The 15318-nt window shown below is 58.2% G+C and carries 16 protein-coding genes, 1 tRNA gene and 1 pseudogene; 7 read left to right on the top strand and 11 right to left on the bottom strand.

Going from position 1 to position 15318, the window contains the following annotated elements; all coding sequences use genetic code 11:
* A pseudogene (locus tag ACR0C6_RS20865) lies at positions 1 to 155 on the top strand (transposase); the annotation flags it as partial.
* Positions 156 to 323: 168 nt separating this feature from the next.
* On the opposite strand, the gene ACR0C6_RS20860 reads toward ACR0C6_RS20865, so the two are convergent.
* Positions 324 to 399 (bottom strand) — tRNA-Val (locus tag ACR0C6_RS20860).
* Positions 400 to 694: 295 nt separating this feature from the next.
* Between ACR0C6_RS20860 and modA the strand changes: the two genes are divergently transcribed.
* Genes modA through modC form a run of 3 tightly spaced genes read left to right on the top strand, consistent with a single transcriptional unit; the run spans position 695 to position 3269 of the window.
* Complete coding sequence (gene modA / locus ACR0C6_RS20855; protein WP_480621010.1) at positions 695 to 1474, top strand: molybdate ABC transporter substrate-binding protein; 780 nt, start codon at positions 695 to 697, stop codon at positions 1472 to 1474.
* Positions 1475 to 1479: 5 nt separating this feature from the next.
* Entirely contained in the window at positions 1480 to 2172 is a 693-nt protein-coding gene (gene modB, locus ACR0C6_RS20850; protein ID WP_171233971.1) for a molybdate ABC transporter permease subunit, read from the top strand.
* Positions 2169 to 3269 (top strand): molybdenum ABC transporter ATP-binding protein, encoded by a 1101-nt coding sequence (gene modC / locus ACR0C6_RS20845; protein WP_480447734.1) that lies wholly within the window; start codon positions 2169 to 2171, stop codon positions 3267 to 3269. The genes modB and modC overlap by 4 nt, the downstream gene beginning before the upstream one ends.
* On the opposite strand, the gene ACR0C6_RS20840 is transcribed toward modC, so the two are convergent.
* A complete protein-coding gene (locus tag ACR0C6_RS20840; RefSeq protein WP_171207135.1) occupies positions 3266 to 4198 on the bottom strand; it encodes a Hint domain-containing protein in 933 nt (310 codons plus the stop codon). The two genes, modC and ACR0C6_RS20840, sit on opposite strands and share 4 nt — an antisense overlap.
* Positions 4199 to 4711, bottom strand: a complete 513-nt coding sequence (locus ACR0C6_RS20835; protein WP_480447735.1) for a toxin-activating lysine-acyltransferase — start codon at positions 4709 to 4711, stop codon at positions 4199 to 4201.
* 185 nt (positions 4712 to 4896) lie between these two features.
* Here ACR0C6_RS20835 and ACR0C6_RS20830 point away from each other — a divergent pair, with 185 nt between their 5' ends.
* Positions 4897 to 5304 carry a hypothetical protein gene (locus ACR0C6_RS20830; protein WP_480447736.1) on the top strand — a complete coding sequence of 136 codons (408 nt, stop codon included), beginning with the start codon at positions 4897 to 4899 and terminating at the stop codon, positions 5302 to 5304.
* Positions 5305 to 5307: 3 nt separating this feature from the next.
* On the opposite strand, the gene hemF is transcribed toward ACR0C6_RS20830, so the two are convergent.
* The 4 genes from hemF to clpS are packed head-to-tail and all read right to left on the bottom strand — an operon-like array spanning position 5308 to position 8384.
* A complete protein-coding gene (gene hemF, locus ACR0C6_RS20825; RefSeq protein WP_480621007.1) occupies positions 5308 to 6192 on the bottom strand; it encodes an oxygen-dependent coproporphyrinogen oxidase in 885 nt (294 codons plus the stop codon).
* Positions 6193 to 6197: 5 nt separating this feature from the next.
* Positions 6198 to 6998, bottom strand: coding sequence for an SDR family NAD(P)-dependent oxidoreductase (locus tag ACR0C6_RS20820; protein WP_171172745.1), 801 nt, complete (start codon positions 6996 to 6998; stop codon positions 6198 to 6200).
* 36 nt (positions 6999 to 7034) lie between these two features.
* On the bottom strand, positions 7035 to 8000 hold the full coding sequence (locus ACR0C6_RS20815; RefSeq protein ID WP_480621005.1) for a class I SAM-dependent methyltransferase: 966 nt from the start codon (positions 7998 to 8000) through the stop codon (positions 7035 to 7037).
* A 42-nt stretch (positions 8001 to 8042) separates the two neighbouring features.
* Positions 8043 to 8384, bottom strand: coding sequence for an ATP-dependent Clp protease adapter ClpS (gene clpS / locus ACR0C6_RS20810; RefSeq protein ID WP_152456986.1), 342 nt, complete (start codon positions 8382 to 8384; stop codon positions 8043 to 8045).
* A 93-nt stretch (positions 8385 to 8477) separates the two neighbouring features.
* On the opposite strand from clpS, the gene ACR0C6_RS20805 reads away from it, so the two are divergent.
* Positions 8478 to 9179 (top strand): HAD family hydrolase, encoded by a 702-nt coding sequence (locus tag ACR0C6_RS20805; protein WP_480447740.1) that lies wholly within the window; start codon positions 8478 to 8480, stop codon positions 9177 to 9179.
* Positions 9180 to 9459: 280 nt separating this feature from the next.
* The gene (locus ACR0C6_RS20800) at positions 9460 to 10854 is read left to right on the top strand and encodes a D-alanyl-D-alanine carboxypeptidase family protein (RefSeq protein WP_480447741.1); all 1395 of its coding nucleotides are present in this window, start codon (positions 9460 to 9462) and stop codon (positions 10852 to 10854) included.
* Between the two features lie 57 nt (positions 10855 to 10911).
* On the opposite strand, the gene ACR0C6_RS20795 is transcribed toward ACR0C6_RS20800, so the two are convergent.
* The 4 genes from ACR0C6_RS20795 to ACR0C6_RS20780 all read right to left on the bottom strand — a co-directional run bounded on the left by ACR0C6_RS20795 (position 10912) and on the right by ACR0C6_RS20780 (position 14827).
* On the bottom strand, positions 10912 to 12159 hold the full coding sequence (locus ACR0C6_RS20795; RefSeq protein WP_480621004.1) for a hypothetical protein: 1248 nt from the start codon (positions 12157 to 12159) through the stop codon (positions 10912 to 10914).
* A 149-nt stretch (positions 12160 to 12308) separates the two neighbouring features.
* A complete protein-coding gene (locus ACR0C6_RS20790) occupies positions 12309 to 13070 on the bottom strand; it encodes a LamB/YcsF family protein (protein WP_480621002.1) in 762 nt (253 codons plus the stop codon).
* A 12-nt stretch (positions 13071 to 13082) separates the two neighbouring features.
* Positions 13083 to 14081, bottom strand: a complete 999-nt coding sequence (locus ACR0C6_RS20785) for a 5-oxoprolinase subunit C family protein (protein ID WP_480621001.1) — start codon at positions 14079 to 14081, stop codon at positions 13083 to 13085.
* Entirely contained in the window at positions 14078 to 14827 is a 750-nt protein-coding gene (locus ACR0C6_RS20780; RefSeq protein WP_480620999.1) for a 5-oxoprolinase subunit B family protein, read from the bottom strand. The genes ACR0C6_RS20785 and ACR0C6_RS20780 overlap by 4 nt, the downstream gene beginning before the upstream one ends.
* Positions 14828 to 15318 lie beyond the last annotated feature (491 nt).

Genomic DNA, 15318 nt, shown 5'->3' with positions numbered 1-15318 from the left:
TCGAGTACGACAAGCGCAGATACAAGCGGCGAAACCGCATTGAGATTATGTTTGGCAGGCTTAGGGATTGGAGGCGCGTGGCGACACGCTATGACCGTTGTCCCAAGGTAATCCTATCAGCCATCGCACTCGCGGCAACCGTAATTTACTGGTTATGGGTCCTGACCCCAGGTCGTTTTACGATTGTTGCCATTGCCCAAATCTCCTGTGTTGGAGATATCTTTTCCGTTCAAGTGCAGCGGAGGCGCAGCGGACACAGTTTCATGCGCAGCATAGCAAGAGGTGCTAGTCGCGTAAGACCTTGATACGCTGCGGGGAAAGGATGGTGGGTGATGAGAGACTCGAACTCCCGACATCTTCGGTGTAAACGAAGCGCTCTACCAACTGAGCTAATCACCCGTGATGCTGCATTTAGCCAAGCCTGCGGGCAGGTGCAAGAGGGTCTGGAAGATTTTCTTGCGTTCCGTCTTCGGCGGCCGACCAACGGGGCATCGTGCAAGCAGTAGGCAGAACATGCGGGCGCTCTGGGCGCCTTTCGGGCCGGAAGGTGCGCAGCCAAATTTTCAGACAGATCGATGGAAAACGCCTTGCTCAACCTGCGACCCATCATGTGTAAATGGCCAAAGGCGCTTGCGCGCCACCGGTGGCGTCCGATATCCCCGGAGAGACTGAAACAAACCGGTCGGGAGTGTACATGACCCTATCCTTCGCCCGCCGATTATGGATGGTGGCATTGGTCCTTGGCATGACGGCGTTGGCCCCGATCCGGGCCGGTGCAGAAGGCATTCTGGTCTTTGCAGCGGCCAGCCTCAAGACCGCATTGGACGAAATCGTTGGCGGGTACGAAAACCAGACCGGTCAGAGCGTTTCCGTTTCCTATGCGGCGTCGTCGGTCTTGGCCCGGCAGATTCAGCAAGGCGCGCCTGCGGGTGTGATTGTCTCGGCCAATACGGATTGGATGGATGTGTTGGAGCAGGACGGTTTGATCCGGGCAGACACTCGGGTTGATCTGCTGGGCAACGGCCTGGTTCTGGTCGGGGCTGAAGATCATGCGCAAGTGGGTGAAATCCAGCCCGGATATGACCTCAAGGCGGACTTGAAAGACGGCTATCTGGCCATGGCACTGGTCGACGCGGTGCCTGCCGGTATCTATGGCAAAGCTGCATTGCAAAGCTTGAACCAGTGGGAGGCTGTGCGGAATCAGGTGGCGCAGGCCGACAATGTGCGCGCTGCGCTGGCCCTGGTGGCGGCCGGGGCCGCGCCGCTTGGGATCGTGTACCAATCAGACGCCAGGGTGGAAGAAAGGGTCCGGGTCGTTGGGACGTTCCCTGCCGATCTGCATCCACCGATTATTTACCCTGCGGCACTGACCGTCGATGCAAAAGAAGGAGCACACGCCTTTCTTGAACACCTGAAAACGGATGCTGCCACGGCTGTATTTCTGGAGCAGGGATTTACCCTGCCGGGCAGGTGATTGCATTGGATTGGTTGGGGCCTGCCGAAGTAGAAGCATTGAAGCTTTCATTGCGCGTGTCCTTCTGGGCGACGCTGGCGACTTTGCCGTTTGGTATTTTTGTCGCTTATGCTCTGGCGCGTTGGCGGTTTCCTGGACGACAGGTTTTGAACGGTCTGGTGCATTTGCCTTTGATCCTGCCGCCGGTTGTCACCGGATACCTGCTGTTGCTGACCTTCGGCATTCAAGGGCCGCTGGGCCGGCTTTTGGCCGAGTTCGGGATCGTAGTGGCCTTTCGCTGGACAGGCGCGGCCCTTGCCGCCGGGATCATGGCCTTCCCTTTGATGGTCCGGGCGATACGTTTGTCGATCGAAGCGGTGGACCCGAAGCTGGAACAGGCAGGGGCAACTCTGGGCGCGTCGCGTCCGATGGTGTTTTGTACGGTGACCTTGCCGATGATTTTACCGGGTGTCATAGCCGGGGCTATTCTGGCCTTCGCCAAGGCCATGGGTGAATTTGGTGCGACGATTACCTTCGTTTCCAACATCCCAGGTCAGACGCAGACGTTGCCTTCGGCTGTCTACGCCTTTTTGCAGGTCCCGGGCGGCGAGGCGGCCGCGACGCGGCTGGTTCTGATCTCGATCGTCGTCGCAATGAGCGCGTTGTTGCTGTCGGAGTATGTGGGGCGGCGTGCCGCGGCGCGGGTGGCCGGATCATGAGCCTGTCTGTTCGGTTGCACCACAATCTGTCAGGGATTGATCTGGACGTCAGTTTTGATGCGCCGCCGGGCGTGACGGTGCTGTTCGGGCGCTCGGGATCGGGCAAGACCACCATCGTCAATGCCGTGGCAGGGTTGTTTCGGCCCCAGGCGGGCCGGTTGGCGGTAGATGACTGGGTTCTGTTCGACACGGAACAGGGCCTGTGGCTGCCACCGCATCGGCGCCGATTGGGATATATTTTTCAGGAAGGGCGGTTGTTCCCCCATCTGACCGTGCGCCAGAACCTTGCCTATGGGCGTTGGTTTGCGCCGAAAAACACACGCCGCGAAGACCCCGACAGGGTCATCGACATGCTGGGCATCGGTCATCTGCTGGACCGCAGACCTGCCGGGTTGTCAGGCGGTGAGAAACAGCGCGTCGCCATCGGGCGGGCCTTGTTGGCAAGCCCGCGATTGATCCTTGCAGATGAACCGCTGGCAGCACTGGATGATGGGCGAAAAGCGGAAATCCTGCCCTATTTCGAGCGTCTCAGGGACGAGGTCTCGGTTCCGATCCTCTATGTGACCCACTCTGCCGCCGAAGTGGCCCGGTTGGCAACATCCGTTGTTGCATTGCAGGATGGCAAGGCCGTTCGCCACGGGCCCGCATCCGAAATGCTTGCCGACCCGTCAGTGGCCCCTGCGGGAATTCGCGCCGTCGGGGCCGTGTTGCAAGTTCAGGTTGCAAAGCATCATTCCGACGGGCTGACGGAGTTGAACGCCAATGGCGCGCGGCTCTTTCTGCCTCGTATCGCGCATGAGGTCGGGGCAAACTTGCGGATTCGGATACCCGCTCAGGAAGTGATCCTGTCGAACAACAAACCCGAAGGGCTTTCGGCACTGAACGTGCTGGCCGGGACCGTGGACACGATCCGGTCGGGCGAGGGGCCGGGTGCCATCGTGTCGGTAAAGACCCCGGCGGGCAATGTGCTTGCGCGGGTTACGCGTCGATCTGTTACGGCCCTGAACCTGAAACCAGGCAGCACATGTTATGCCGTGATCAAGACGGTTGCATTGGCCCCGCAGGATGTCGGCGGGCGCATTGTGGCCGGCAGCTAGTCGCAGGCAAGGGCGCGGGCTTCGTGTTCGCGCAGTATCAGGCGAGCCGCGCGCCCGAACCCGGTGTGACCCGAGGTCGGTCTGTCGGGGAATATCGAAGCCAGTTCGCGCAATGCCTCAGAGGACAGCGAATAAAGGGCCTCTTCCCCCAGAAACAGGCTTTCGGCCTGCGCGCCCTCGGCGTTCAGGATCTCATGCCGGTCCAGCAGGACGTGAAGATACTCGACCGTTTGAACCGATGTATCGATGCCGATGCCGGGCCATCCGCACAGGTGTTTGGCGGCAACCAGGGCTTCGGATGCGCCGAAAAGCAGCTCGACTTTCGGGCCTTTGACCAGGATCCTGTGCTGCTGCGATACCAGAAGGTCCCGTGAGGGTTCGTTCGGCCCCAGACTGCCCGCCGAGATACGAACGGGGCGCAAAGCAGGTTCATCGCATAATCGTTCGGGTGGAATCCTGCTGCTTTCGATCCAGCGGATAGGTTGCAGACCGTGATCGGCAGTGGCCACCATATGACCCGCGTCCAGCGTTTCGATCGCAAGCGGGCCGCTTTCAGTTTCGATCAGGGTTCCGGCCGCAAAACAGACGCCCTCGATCCGGATGACCACTTCCACCGGGTCCGGTGTGCCGGTGAATGGAAGGGTGAATGGGCCGGCTTGGGTTGTACCCGAGACGCTGATGAAGAAAGAATCGAAGACGACTTCTCCTTTGTCGAGACCATCGAAAAATGTCGGGTCGACGGTATAGGTCCACTCTCCCGTGTTCGGGTCGATCGAGGCGGTGCCGTTGGCGGGCTGTGCCGCAATCGTCCAGGTTTGCGTGACCGGATTGAAGTTTCCATTGTCCAGAGTGGGTTGCCCCGTCTCAACGTTGGGTGGAAAACCAGTCACATCCCCGGTCAGTTCGCCTGTGATCGGAACTGAAACCAATTAACCCTCGCCTTGCTGCAACACGCGTTCAAATTCCTTCTTGCGATACAGGCGCATGTGAACCTCGCCCGCTTCATCCCGCGTCCATTCGACAATGCGATTGCGTGTCATGTCACTGTCCATCCGGTTGGTGCGCACACGCGGGTGCGGGATTTCCTGCTTGAGGATATCAACAATTTGGCTGGTCTGTCCAAACGGAGCCACAAGATCAATGATCCAGAAGGATGATCCGCTGGTGAAATCCGTGTCGGAAAGGGGCTTTTCTTTCACCGCATAACGGAATTCGGCTTCGGGGCTGAGCCCGGCGAAGGTGACAAAACCACGGGGGAATCCGTGCTGTCGGAAGATATGGTACTGGCCCAGGCGAAACGGAGTTTCGAACGCGTACAAAACCTGTGCCAGACTGCGTTTCTGATGTGTTTTCGTCAAACCCGCCAGAAAGAACATAGCGCCCAGATCCGCGTATTTTTCCGGCGAGAAATCGAACCAGTCTTTTGGAAACGTCTTGCTCAAAGAGATGCCCAACAGTGTAACGGGAACCAAAAGTCTACAGCGAGTGTACTGCTTTCCTGCAATATGGGTAGAATAAATTCTTTGATGTGGTCAGTGTTGCCGGCTGGTTGGCCTGTCCTGCTTTACTCGCAGGTCGTCCCGACTATGCTATTGGTATCGGACCCTTGTTTCGGGATATCTGGATTATGCGTTCATTCAAGACTTTGGCTGCTGCCGTGCTTTTGTCGATACCTGCGATGGCCGAGGCTGTCGGGTTCGGCCTGTCCGTTCGGCCGCAATTTCGTACGGAAATCACGCCAATGCCGGACGGTGTCTACGAGGTCAAGGCCATCGGATCCTCAGCGCCCGTTAATTATTGGTGTGGAATTGGGGATTACGCGATCCGCAGTCTGGGCGTGCCAAACAACCAACGGATCTATATCTGGCGCGCCTATGAACCCGGCGTCCGGACCGTACAATTCTCGCTGGCCCCGCCGCCGGGGGCGGATACCAAGCCGGGATATTCCATCACCGTGAGGAAAGTCGGGGCCAACATGTCGGCGTCGTCGGCGCAGAACTACTGCTATGACAACTTCATCATGGACACGTTCTGAGGGTCAGATCCATTTCGCCATCGGTGGCAGGCTCATCAGAACCGCGTCCGGATCATGTCCGGTTTCCAGTCCGAACTTGGTGCCGCGGTCATAGACCAGATTGTATTCCGCATACAGACCGCGATGCACCAGCTGGGTGTCTTTGTCGGCGTCCGAGAAACCCTGTACGCGCCGTTTTTCAACCAATGGCACGAAAGCGGGCAGGAAAGCCCGACCGATATCCTGCGTCAGGGCGAAATCGGCCTGCCAGTCTCCGGTGCAATAATCATCCATGAAAATACCGCCTACGCCGCGTGCGCGTTTGCGGTGGGGAATATAGAAATATTCGTCCGCCCACTCTTTCAGGCGCGGATAATGTCCGGGTCCATGCGGGTCCAGATGAGCCTTTTGGGTATCATGGAAATGCGCCGTATCGTCATCATATTCGATGCAGGGGTTCAGATCCGATCCGCCGCCAAACCACCAGGCGTGCGGGGTCCAGAACATCCGAGTGTTCATATGCACCGCCGGGACATGCGGGTTCTGCATATGCGCCACGAGGCTGATCCCCGAGGCCCAGAAACGCGGGTCTTCGGTCATCCCGGGGATGCCTTTGCGTGCTGCCATCGCCTGTTGTGCACGCTCGCCCAGGGTCCCGTAAACTGTCGAGACATTGACCCCGACCTTTTCAAACACTCGCCCGCCGCGCATCACGGACATTAGACCGCCCCCTGCGTCAGAGCCGTCCTCGGACTGGCGTTTGGTTTCCTTGACTTCAAAGCGGCCGGGCTTTGCGTCGGAAAACGGGCCGGTGTCGTGGCTGTCCTCCAATGCTTCGAAGGCGGCAACAATGTCGTCGCGCAATTGGCGGAACCAGGCTGAGGCGGTGTTTTTTTCTGTTTCGAACATGGGTCTCAATGCGCCGGTGCGGCGACAGGGTCAAGCAATGTGCGGCCGCCATCGATTGTCAGGATCTGGCCGGTGATGAATCCGGCTGCATCCGATGCCAGATACTGCGCGGTTTCCGTCAATTCAGTGGCCGACGCGATACGGGCAAGCGGTGTGTGCTTTTCGATATCGTCGCGGAATTCTCGGTTCTCTCTCAGCGTCGATTGCAGTGATGCACTCATGACCGAGCCGAGCGCAATCGAATTGACCCGGATGCGGTTCGGTGCCAACGCCACGGCCAGTGAACGTGTCATCTGATCCAGCGCGGCGGTCGACACGGAATAGGCCATCAGGTCGGGATGCGTGCGGCGGGCCGCGATGGATGACAGGTTGATGATCGATCCGGCAGGGTTTTCATCGTCATCCCCGGCCTGTTTGATCATGCGTTTTGCGACCAACTGGCTGAGCCGCAGCGCAGGCATCAGGTTCTGATTCAGCAAGGTACGCATCGAGTCGTCATCGGGATCAAGCGGATCAGACTGGATCACCTGGCGCGCGCCGTTGATCAGAATATCCACCTGATCAAACGCATCCAGTGTTGCCGACAGCAAATTGGCAATGGTCAGCTTTTCGCGCAGGTCGCCTGCGAAATAACGAATATTGCCGTCTTCTGCCTGTTCCCCAAGCTCATCGATCAGACGTTTCTCATCTATATCGGCGAACATGACATTTGCGCCCGCGTCCGCGAAATGCCGACCTATGGCCAGCCCGATGCCATTGGCCCCGCCTGTAACGATTGCTGTCTTGCCTGCGATGGAAAAGGACATCCGAATCCTCCTGAATTGGGGGCAGGTTAGCTGGCCTTATCGCCGAGGGCGAGAGGCCTCAAACACCTTGAACCGGTTGTCGCCGGCGGCTTCATCGACCCGAGCGAAGTGTTCGTTCAGAGTGGTTTCATAGGGAAGGTGGCGATTGGCGACCATCCATAGGGCTCCGTTGCGCGTCAGATTGCGTGCCGCTGCTGCGATGAAACCCTGCCCCAGCGTAGGGTCGGCACTGCGAGAGGTGTGGAACGGGGGGTTCATTACAACAATGTCCAATGGCTCTGGCGCAGACCAGGTGACGGCGTCAGCCCAATAAAACCGGGCCTTGGGGTCAGAGGCGTTGATGCGCGCGCAGGCAAGGGCCGTGTGGTCTGCTTCGACAAGATGCACGGATTTTGGGTTGTCGCGCTTCAAAAGCTCTGCGCTCAGATACCCCCACCCGGCACCCAGATCGGCCACGCGCGGCCCCAGCTTGGCAGGCAAGGCGTTCAGCAACATGGCCGAAGCGGGATCGATCCCGTCCGCTGAAAACACACCCGGTGCCGTGTGGTACCCATCGACGATCTGCGTCTTTGGCGCAGCCCAATCTGCAAAGCTCTGCGGGTCAGCCCGAAACCAGAAGATTTTCCCGTGTGCCTTGGACAGAGGCCCTTCGACCGAAACCCTTTTGCGAACATCTTTCAGAATGCTGTCCACGCCATCGGTCTTTGCGCCATCTATCACGACAACGCCGCGGGCTCGTGAACTGGCCAGATGGATCATCGCCCGCGCAAGCGCCTTGGCCCGCGGCAAAAAGACAATTGCATCCTGGCAAGGGTCTTCCGCCTCGGGCACCGTGTCAAAGCCTTGCGCGGCAAAATGGTCGTAAAAAGGTTTGAACGGCTGCACCACCTGCGCCGCATGGGGAAACGCCGACAGATCATGGGCTGGAACAGGGCAGATCACGCTGAGGGGAGATGACAGCGACAGGCCGTTCTGCAATGCAAGTTCCAGGCGAGGGGACATGGGCAATTCCGGCAAATATGGGTGAGGGTCAGGCGAAAAGCCTTATTCTTCGCGTTCCATGGTGCATTGCAGCGGGTGCTGGTGCCGGCGGGCGAAATCCATAACCTGGCCAACTTTGGTCTCGGCAATTTCATGGCTGAAGACCCCGACGACGGCCACACCTTTTTTATGCACGGTCAGCATGATCTCGAATGCTTCTGCATGGGTCATGCCGAAGAAACGTTCCAGAACATGAACCACGAATTCCATCGGCGTGTAATCGTCGTTCAGCAACAGCACCTTGTACAAAGGCGGACGCTTGGTTTTTGGGCGCGTCTGCACCAGAACGGACGCGTCGCTGTCGTCGTCCGGTTCGTCAGACATCATCCAGGTCTTTTCCAGCATCGTAGGCAACTGTCCGATTCAGTTTTGGGCTTTATCTTCGCGCTTATATAACGTGGGGATGGCCGGTGAAAAGAGCAAGCGGACGTAAACGAGATGACTGACAAGCTGACGACAATCGGTTTCGATGCGGATGATACCCTGTGGCACAATGAGCGCTTTTTTCAGCTGACGCAGGCGCATTTTGCCCAGTTGCTGGCCGATCATGCCGACCAGGATCATCTGATGGAGCGGCTTCTGGCAGCCGAAAAGCGCAACATTCGACACTATGGCTACGGCATCAAGGGCTTTGTTCTGTCGATGATCGAAACCGCTCTCGAGGTCACGGATGACCGTGTGCCGGCCTCGGTCATTCGCCAATTGATCGAAGCCGGGCAAGAGATGCTGGCCTATCCGATCGAGCTGTTGCCCCATGCCCGCGACGCGGTGGAAGGCATGACAGGCTTGTGCCGGGTTGTCTTGATTACCAAAGGGGACCTGATCGACCAGGAACGCAAACTGGCTCAGTCGGGTCTGGGCGATCTGTTCGACGCAGTGGAAATCGTGTCTGAAAAGACCCCTGAAACTTACCGGTCGATATTTGAGCGGCATGGTGATGGCCCGGCGCGCGCGATGATGGTTGGCAATTCCATGCGATCTGACGTTGTGGCTCCGATCCAGGCAGGAAGCTGGGGGGTTCATGTCCCGCACGGCCTTATCTGGGAGGTGGAGCATGCTGAAGCCCCGGTCGACAGTCCCCGATTCCGGGAGTTGAGGGATTTGGGCGGTCTGGCCGAATTGGTGCACAGCCTGAAGTGATGTTGCCTTTTGGCCGCAGTTCCACGAAAACCCTGCCGGGTGTTGACCAAGTTCTGCCTCAATCGCGCATCTGGTGGGCTCAGGGCAGTATTTGTCTAGATATAGCCCAGTTCGAGCAACCTAACGAAACCGCGAAATGCTCAGCTTTCGGTTTATTTCACCAAGTCTCTGTGATAGTGTTTACGATAATAAAATAATTTTTGCTGACCGGGAAAACCCGGCGGCGCGAGGCAGACAGAGGCAAAAAATCGTGCAGATTCGGCGGACAGTTCCGGCCCGAATGGGCTTTTTTCTCATAATGTTGCTATGTGTGCTGGCGTTTGCGCCGCTCAGGTCCATGGCGGCACCTTACGCAGCGATGGTGATTGATGCCCGAACCGGAGAGGTTCTGCATTCGCGCAATGCTGACACAAGGCTTCACCCGGCATCGCTGACCAAGATGATGACGCTTTATATCGCGTTCGAAGCGGTGCGGAATGGTGAGATCACGCTGGATACCCCGGTTCGGATCACCAAAAAGGCGGCAGCCGAGCCACCGTCGAAGCTGGGGCTGCGCGCTGGTCAGACAATTGCTTTTCGCTATCTGATCCGCGCGGCTGCTGTGAAATCGGCGAATGATGCCGCCACGGCCATCGGTATTGCCATCAGCGGATCCGAGGCAGCTTTTGCGCGTCGTATGACGCGAACCGCCAAGGCGATGGGGATGAGCCGCACGACCTTCAAAAACGCCCATGGTTTGACCGAGGCGGGGCATCTTTCGACCGCACGTGACATGACCACGCTGGGTCGTCATCTGCTGTATGACTATCCGCAATACTACAACCTGTTCTCGCGCCAATCGACCTATGCAGGGATCAAGACTGTTCCCAACACCAACCGTCGCCTGCTGGCAGCCTACAAAGGCGCCGATGGCATCAAAACAGGGTACACCCGAGCGGCTGGGTTCAATCTTGTGGCATCGGCTAAACGCAAGAATGAACGCATCATCGCCACCGTCTTTGGCGGAAAATCTGGCGCCTCTCGGAATGCCAAGGTTGCCGAGCTTCTGGATTTGGGTTTCCGCCGTGCACCGTCGCGTGCGCCCATTCGCAAACCTGCGCGACCGGCTTATGCAGGAAATACCGGACTGGGTACCGGGACGCAGGTCGCCAGCGTGAGCGGGGCACCAAAATCCAGTTTGCGCCCGGTTCGGCGCCCCTCCGCGTCAACGCAAGTCGCAAGCGCGGTTGCTGTGACAGCTGATGAGAATCGCGACCGCATCACCAGCGCTATCGCGGCGGCCATTGCAGAAGCTGATATCGCGCCAACTGCACCACCGGTGGAAACATCCGACACGCGTCCGGCACTGCGCCCCGAAAATCTGGTTCTGGCTTCGACGGATTCCACCAAGCAGCCAGAGCCTGAGCAGGAGGTTGTCACTCGGCTGTCTTCGTCAGGTGGGCATCTGTGGGGGGTCAATGTGGGGCGCTATACCACTCGGTATGAGGCCGAGAAGGTTCTGCTGAAAACCGCTTTGTCGGAAATGACCACACTGGAAGGCACGCTGCGCAAAGTGAACCAAAGCGCGCGTGGGTTTGACGCAACCTTTCAGGGCATGACCCGCGAACAGGCGGATCTGGCCTGTCGCCGTTTGCAGGCCCGCAACGTCACCTGTTTCATGATCGGGCCATCATAAGGTTCGGCATATTCTCTCCTGAATGGGTCTGGGCTGCGGTATTCCGCAGCCCTTTTTTCAATCGAAAACGTGACCGTGCTGGTATTGTTCGTCCTGTCCGGCGGCGGCTGTCAGGGCGGCGACATTGTCCTTGGTGAAGAACCCATCATATTTGTGGCACCGCTCGATATACTCGGTAATCAGCAGGGTATGCTTGGAGTGTTTCGAGAAGATCTGTTTCAGGTTCGGATCGTCTTTGCACTCACCCACCACATGGGCCAGGAACGGCACACCCTTGTCCTTCAGGGTGTTCACGACGAAATCGACGTTCTTTTCCCCGGCGCCGTGATCGCCATCCTGAATCTCGACGGCCATGTGGTGCAGACGACGGCCAAAATTGCGCACGAAATCCTCGGTCGGCATCGGCAGTTTGGCGAAGGAGTTCACGAAGGATGGCGTGTTGTTTGCGGTAAACACCTTGGCCGGAGATTTCTTGTCATCGTCCACATTTCCGTTGCGGTTCACGTTGGTCGATGAGTTCATGTCGAATATGTTGTAAGCGCCCCAGAAATAATAGGGCACCATGGTCAGGAACTCGAGGATCGCATCCTCGCGCTCGCCCGCCAGGACCCGCGTCGCAAGATGGTCGATTCCCAGCATCAGCGGGGCGATTTTGCTTTCGGTTCCGAAAGCGGCGGCCTGTTCCAGACGGGCCTGTTCCGTTTCGCTCAGCAACACGCGATCCCCAAGGCCCAGACTGTCGGTGTCGTTGAAGTCGTGGGTCGAATACCCGACGCGGTTGCAGGTGAAATCGGACAGGGTAGTGAATCGGAACCCGTCCGATGTGTAGAACGGGTTCTCGGTATCCCCGGGATATTCGAACCGTATGTTCTGATCCCCAAGTGCATGGGTCAGCGCGTCAAGATCGCAAGCTGCGTATACCTCGCCTACATAGCGCGTCTGCGGTGTGTTGCGCGCCAGTGGATACATGCGATTTATGCGGGGGATGAAGTCTTCGAACCCGGGGCTGAGCGGCGCCATCAGGATCAGCGCAGGATAGTTAGGATGTGAATGCAGAACCGAGAATCTGTGGGTTCGTCCCAGATAGCTGGCGGTGTGCCGATAGGGTGTCATCACGTAAAGCTCGACCATCGTGTCGAACACTGCGTGGGGTTCGACCTGAATGATGATGGCCCGCATCGCGCCGACCTGATCCGCAATGCCCGAGCTTGTCCGGCGTTCGTAAATCTTCGGAAGGTATTCATTGAAGAAATCCGAGTTCTTCTTGTCGCCCCGGGGCTGATAAGACATCAGATCAAATGACATTCCACGACCTCCTTGCTCTTGCCCGCCATGGGTCAAGGCATTGTTTGAAATTGTAGTATTCAGAATATGCGTTTGCCTGCCATGCTAGGCGCTGAGGCCTGTACGGGCAACAGTCGTGAATTTGGGTTGCCAACGTTAACCCATGATGTTCAGCGGGTGAATTTCGTCACCTCGACACCGCCCCCGATCAGGCTTTCGCGAACAGAACGGGCGATCTGCACCGAAGTTGGTCCGTCACCATGCAGGCAAATTGTGTCGATCGAAGTTTCCAGCCGCTTGCCGCTTTCGGTGATGATCGCGCCTTCGCGGACCATGTTCAGGATACGTGGCCCTGCGACATCCGCGTCGTGGATCACCGCGCCGGGCAGGCTGCGGTCAACCAATGTTCCGTCGTCATTGTAGGCGCGGTCGGCAAAAATCTCGCCCACCCATTTGCAGCCCAGCTCGCGCACGGCGTCTTCCTGTTTCGTCACGGCAAGAACCATCACGATGATGTCGGGATCGACATCCAGCGCGCCCTGATAGCAGGCCCGCGCCATATCGACATCGACCGAACACATATTGGCCAGTGCACCGTGCAGCTTTAGATGACGAACTCTGGTGCCAACCGCCTTGGCCATGCCCATAGCTGCGCCCAACTGATACCGCACCAGATTGCGAAGGGTGTCCTGAGTCAGCTTCATGTTCCGGCGGCCGAAACCTTGCAGGTCGGGAAACCCGGGATGCGCGCCGATGCCGACATCATTCTCGGCCGCCAGCTTCATTGTCGACGCCATTACATCCGGATCACCCGCGTGAAAGCCACAGGCAATATTGGCCGAGGTGATGATCTTCAGAAGGCTTTCGTCGTCGCCCATTTTCCACGGGCCAAAGCTTTCCCCCATATCGGCATTCAGATCGACGCTTGGCATCGGCACATCTCCTTAGTCGGTGGCAGAGATCACTCCGCTGATCAATTGGTAGGACAGCAAGTCCGGGATGTCATGGGGATCACGCACCAACGCTTCGACTTTTGAGGGCAGACGGGCAAGATCCGCCATGAATGCCGCGTGCAATTCAGTGGCTTGCTCGATGCTGACAAATTCGAACGTGATCGCTCCGCCCGCGGGTGTCTGCGCTGCGCGTGGCATGTCGTAGGGCAAAACGGTCGCGATGCGGGGATACCCTCCTGTGGTCTGGCATTCAGGCAGCAGGATGAACGGATCTCCGGTTCCGGTCATCTGGATGTCGCCCGGGGTAATAACCTCGGACAAGATGTTCAGTTGGCCAGTGGCCGCAAACCCGTCGCCGTCACTGTTCACTTGCATCCCCATCCGGTTGGCGCGTGCGCCGCGATGGAATGAGGTGCGCGCAAATCGATCAAGCGTTGCGTCATCAAACAGGGACGTCTGGAAGCTGGCGACGACACGCAGAACGCCACCCGAGAAGCGTTCGGAAGGGGGCAGTTTCAAACCAGCGTCGCCTGCATCCGGGCCACAGGTCAGCCGGTCGCCCGGCTTCACCGCTCGCCCGATCCGTGCCGTCAGGTGCGCGGATCGAGATCCCAGAAAAACCTCTGAATCGATTCCGCCCCCCAAATGAAGATAGCCGTAATTGCCTTGCAGAAGCGCACCGATGACCAGCCGTTGTCCGGGCTCCAGGTGATGCGAGGCATTCCAGGCCACGGGGCTGCCATCAATGCTGGCCTGCATCCGCGCACCGGTCAGTGCGATGCGCATGCTCTGTGTGGCCTCGAACGTGCCGCCCATTCCGGCCATTTCCAGCGCAGCAAGTTCCGGGCTTTGGCCGAGCAATGCGGCGCCTTCATGAAGGGCCAGTGTATCGACGGCCCCGGACCGGGACAGCCCCTGGTCCAGATAACCTGTGCGCCCCTGATCCTGGATGGTGCAAGCCGGGCCGATCTGGTGGACGATCAGGCTCATGGCGCAATCTCCTCGCAGGTTGCTCCGCCGGTGCCATCTTCGTTTTTGGCTCTGATATGTTCCAGGTCTTCACGGGAAACGGGTTCGAATATCAGTTCATCCCCGGGCTTGAGGGCGAATGCCTCAGCCGTCTCGGGCCGGAAACACCGAAATGCGGTCTGCCCGACATGCCGCCAGCCGGTTGGCGTTGGTCCGGAAAACAGGACAAACTGAGATATTGCAAGAACCAGAGCGCCTTCGGGCACCATGGGGGTCAGGTTTTGCAGCCTCGGAATGTTGAACTCGGGGGGCAATGGCCCAAGGTAGGGTTGCCCGGGGGCGAACCCTATCGTCAAAACCCGCACGCGGGACTGGCCAAGCCGCCGTATCGCTTCTTCCGGCGCGAGACCGGCAGCAGCAGCGGCATCGTCCAGCTGGGGCGCAAGGTCGGTGCCATAGACCGTCGGAATTCGCCACAGCCTGCGGCCTGTTGGAAGTGGTGTGTTGTACCAGTCCTTTTGGTCGACGAGGTCCTCAAGCTTGTTCATCATCTGTTGATGGGTGGTCCTTTGCGTATCGAACCGGACATATGCCGAGGCCAGCGTGGCAGAAGATTCCGTGACCTCTGACCATTGAAGCCGATCCAGTTCAGATCGAAAGGCCAGCGCCGCTCGGTTCGCTGTCTCAGACATCGTGTCCGCAAATGTGACAAGCGCACCGTCAAATCCGACGGTTCTGACCAGTGGGAACGTAAGGTGACGCGTCATGCCTGTCTCGCTGAAGAAGCCGAAAACGAATGTCCGAGACCAGAACCCATCCCGGTGGGATGTTCAAGATAGGTGTTCAGAATGTTGGCGCGCTCAAGGTGTGGTTGGAGATATGTGGGTCGCCACGGCATGACGCAGTTCAAAATCTGGCCTTTGAGGTTTTCAATGCAGATTCTGGCAGAGTCCCGAGTCGATTCACGGACTTGAGTCGCGCGGCCTTGTGTTCAGTGTTGCTCGATTCCCTATATATAGTAGTGCCATCTTGCGTCTTCTCGGTTGTGTCGTGGCCATCCGATGGAGAGAGCCCCGACAGACACAGGAAGGGTAAGCTTTCCAGTCTTGTAACATATTGGTTTTATTTGATTAAATTGAAATTTTCAAAAAAATGCTCTGCGACGTCATTTTCCGCTTGCGGGATTTGTTTGTTATACTTAGAACCCCCTTCACCGGCGCTGCTGAGGCGGTGCTGACGGGTCGGAGAGACGGCCTGA

Source organism: Ruegeria sp. AL12, from assembly GCF_056540885.1.
This window is presented reverse-complemented; position numbering and strand designations above follow the sequence as displayed.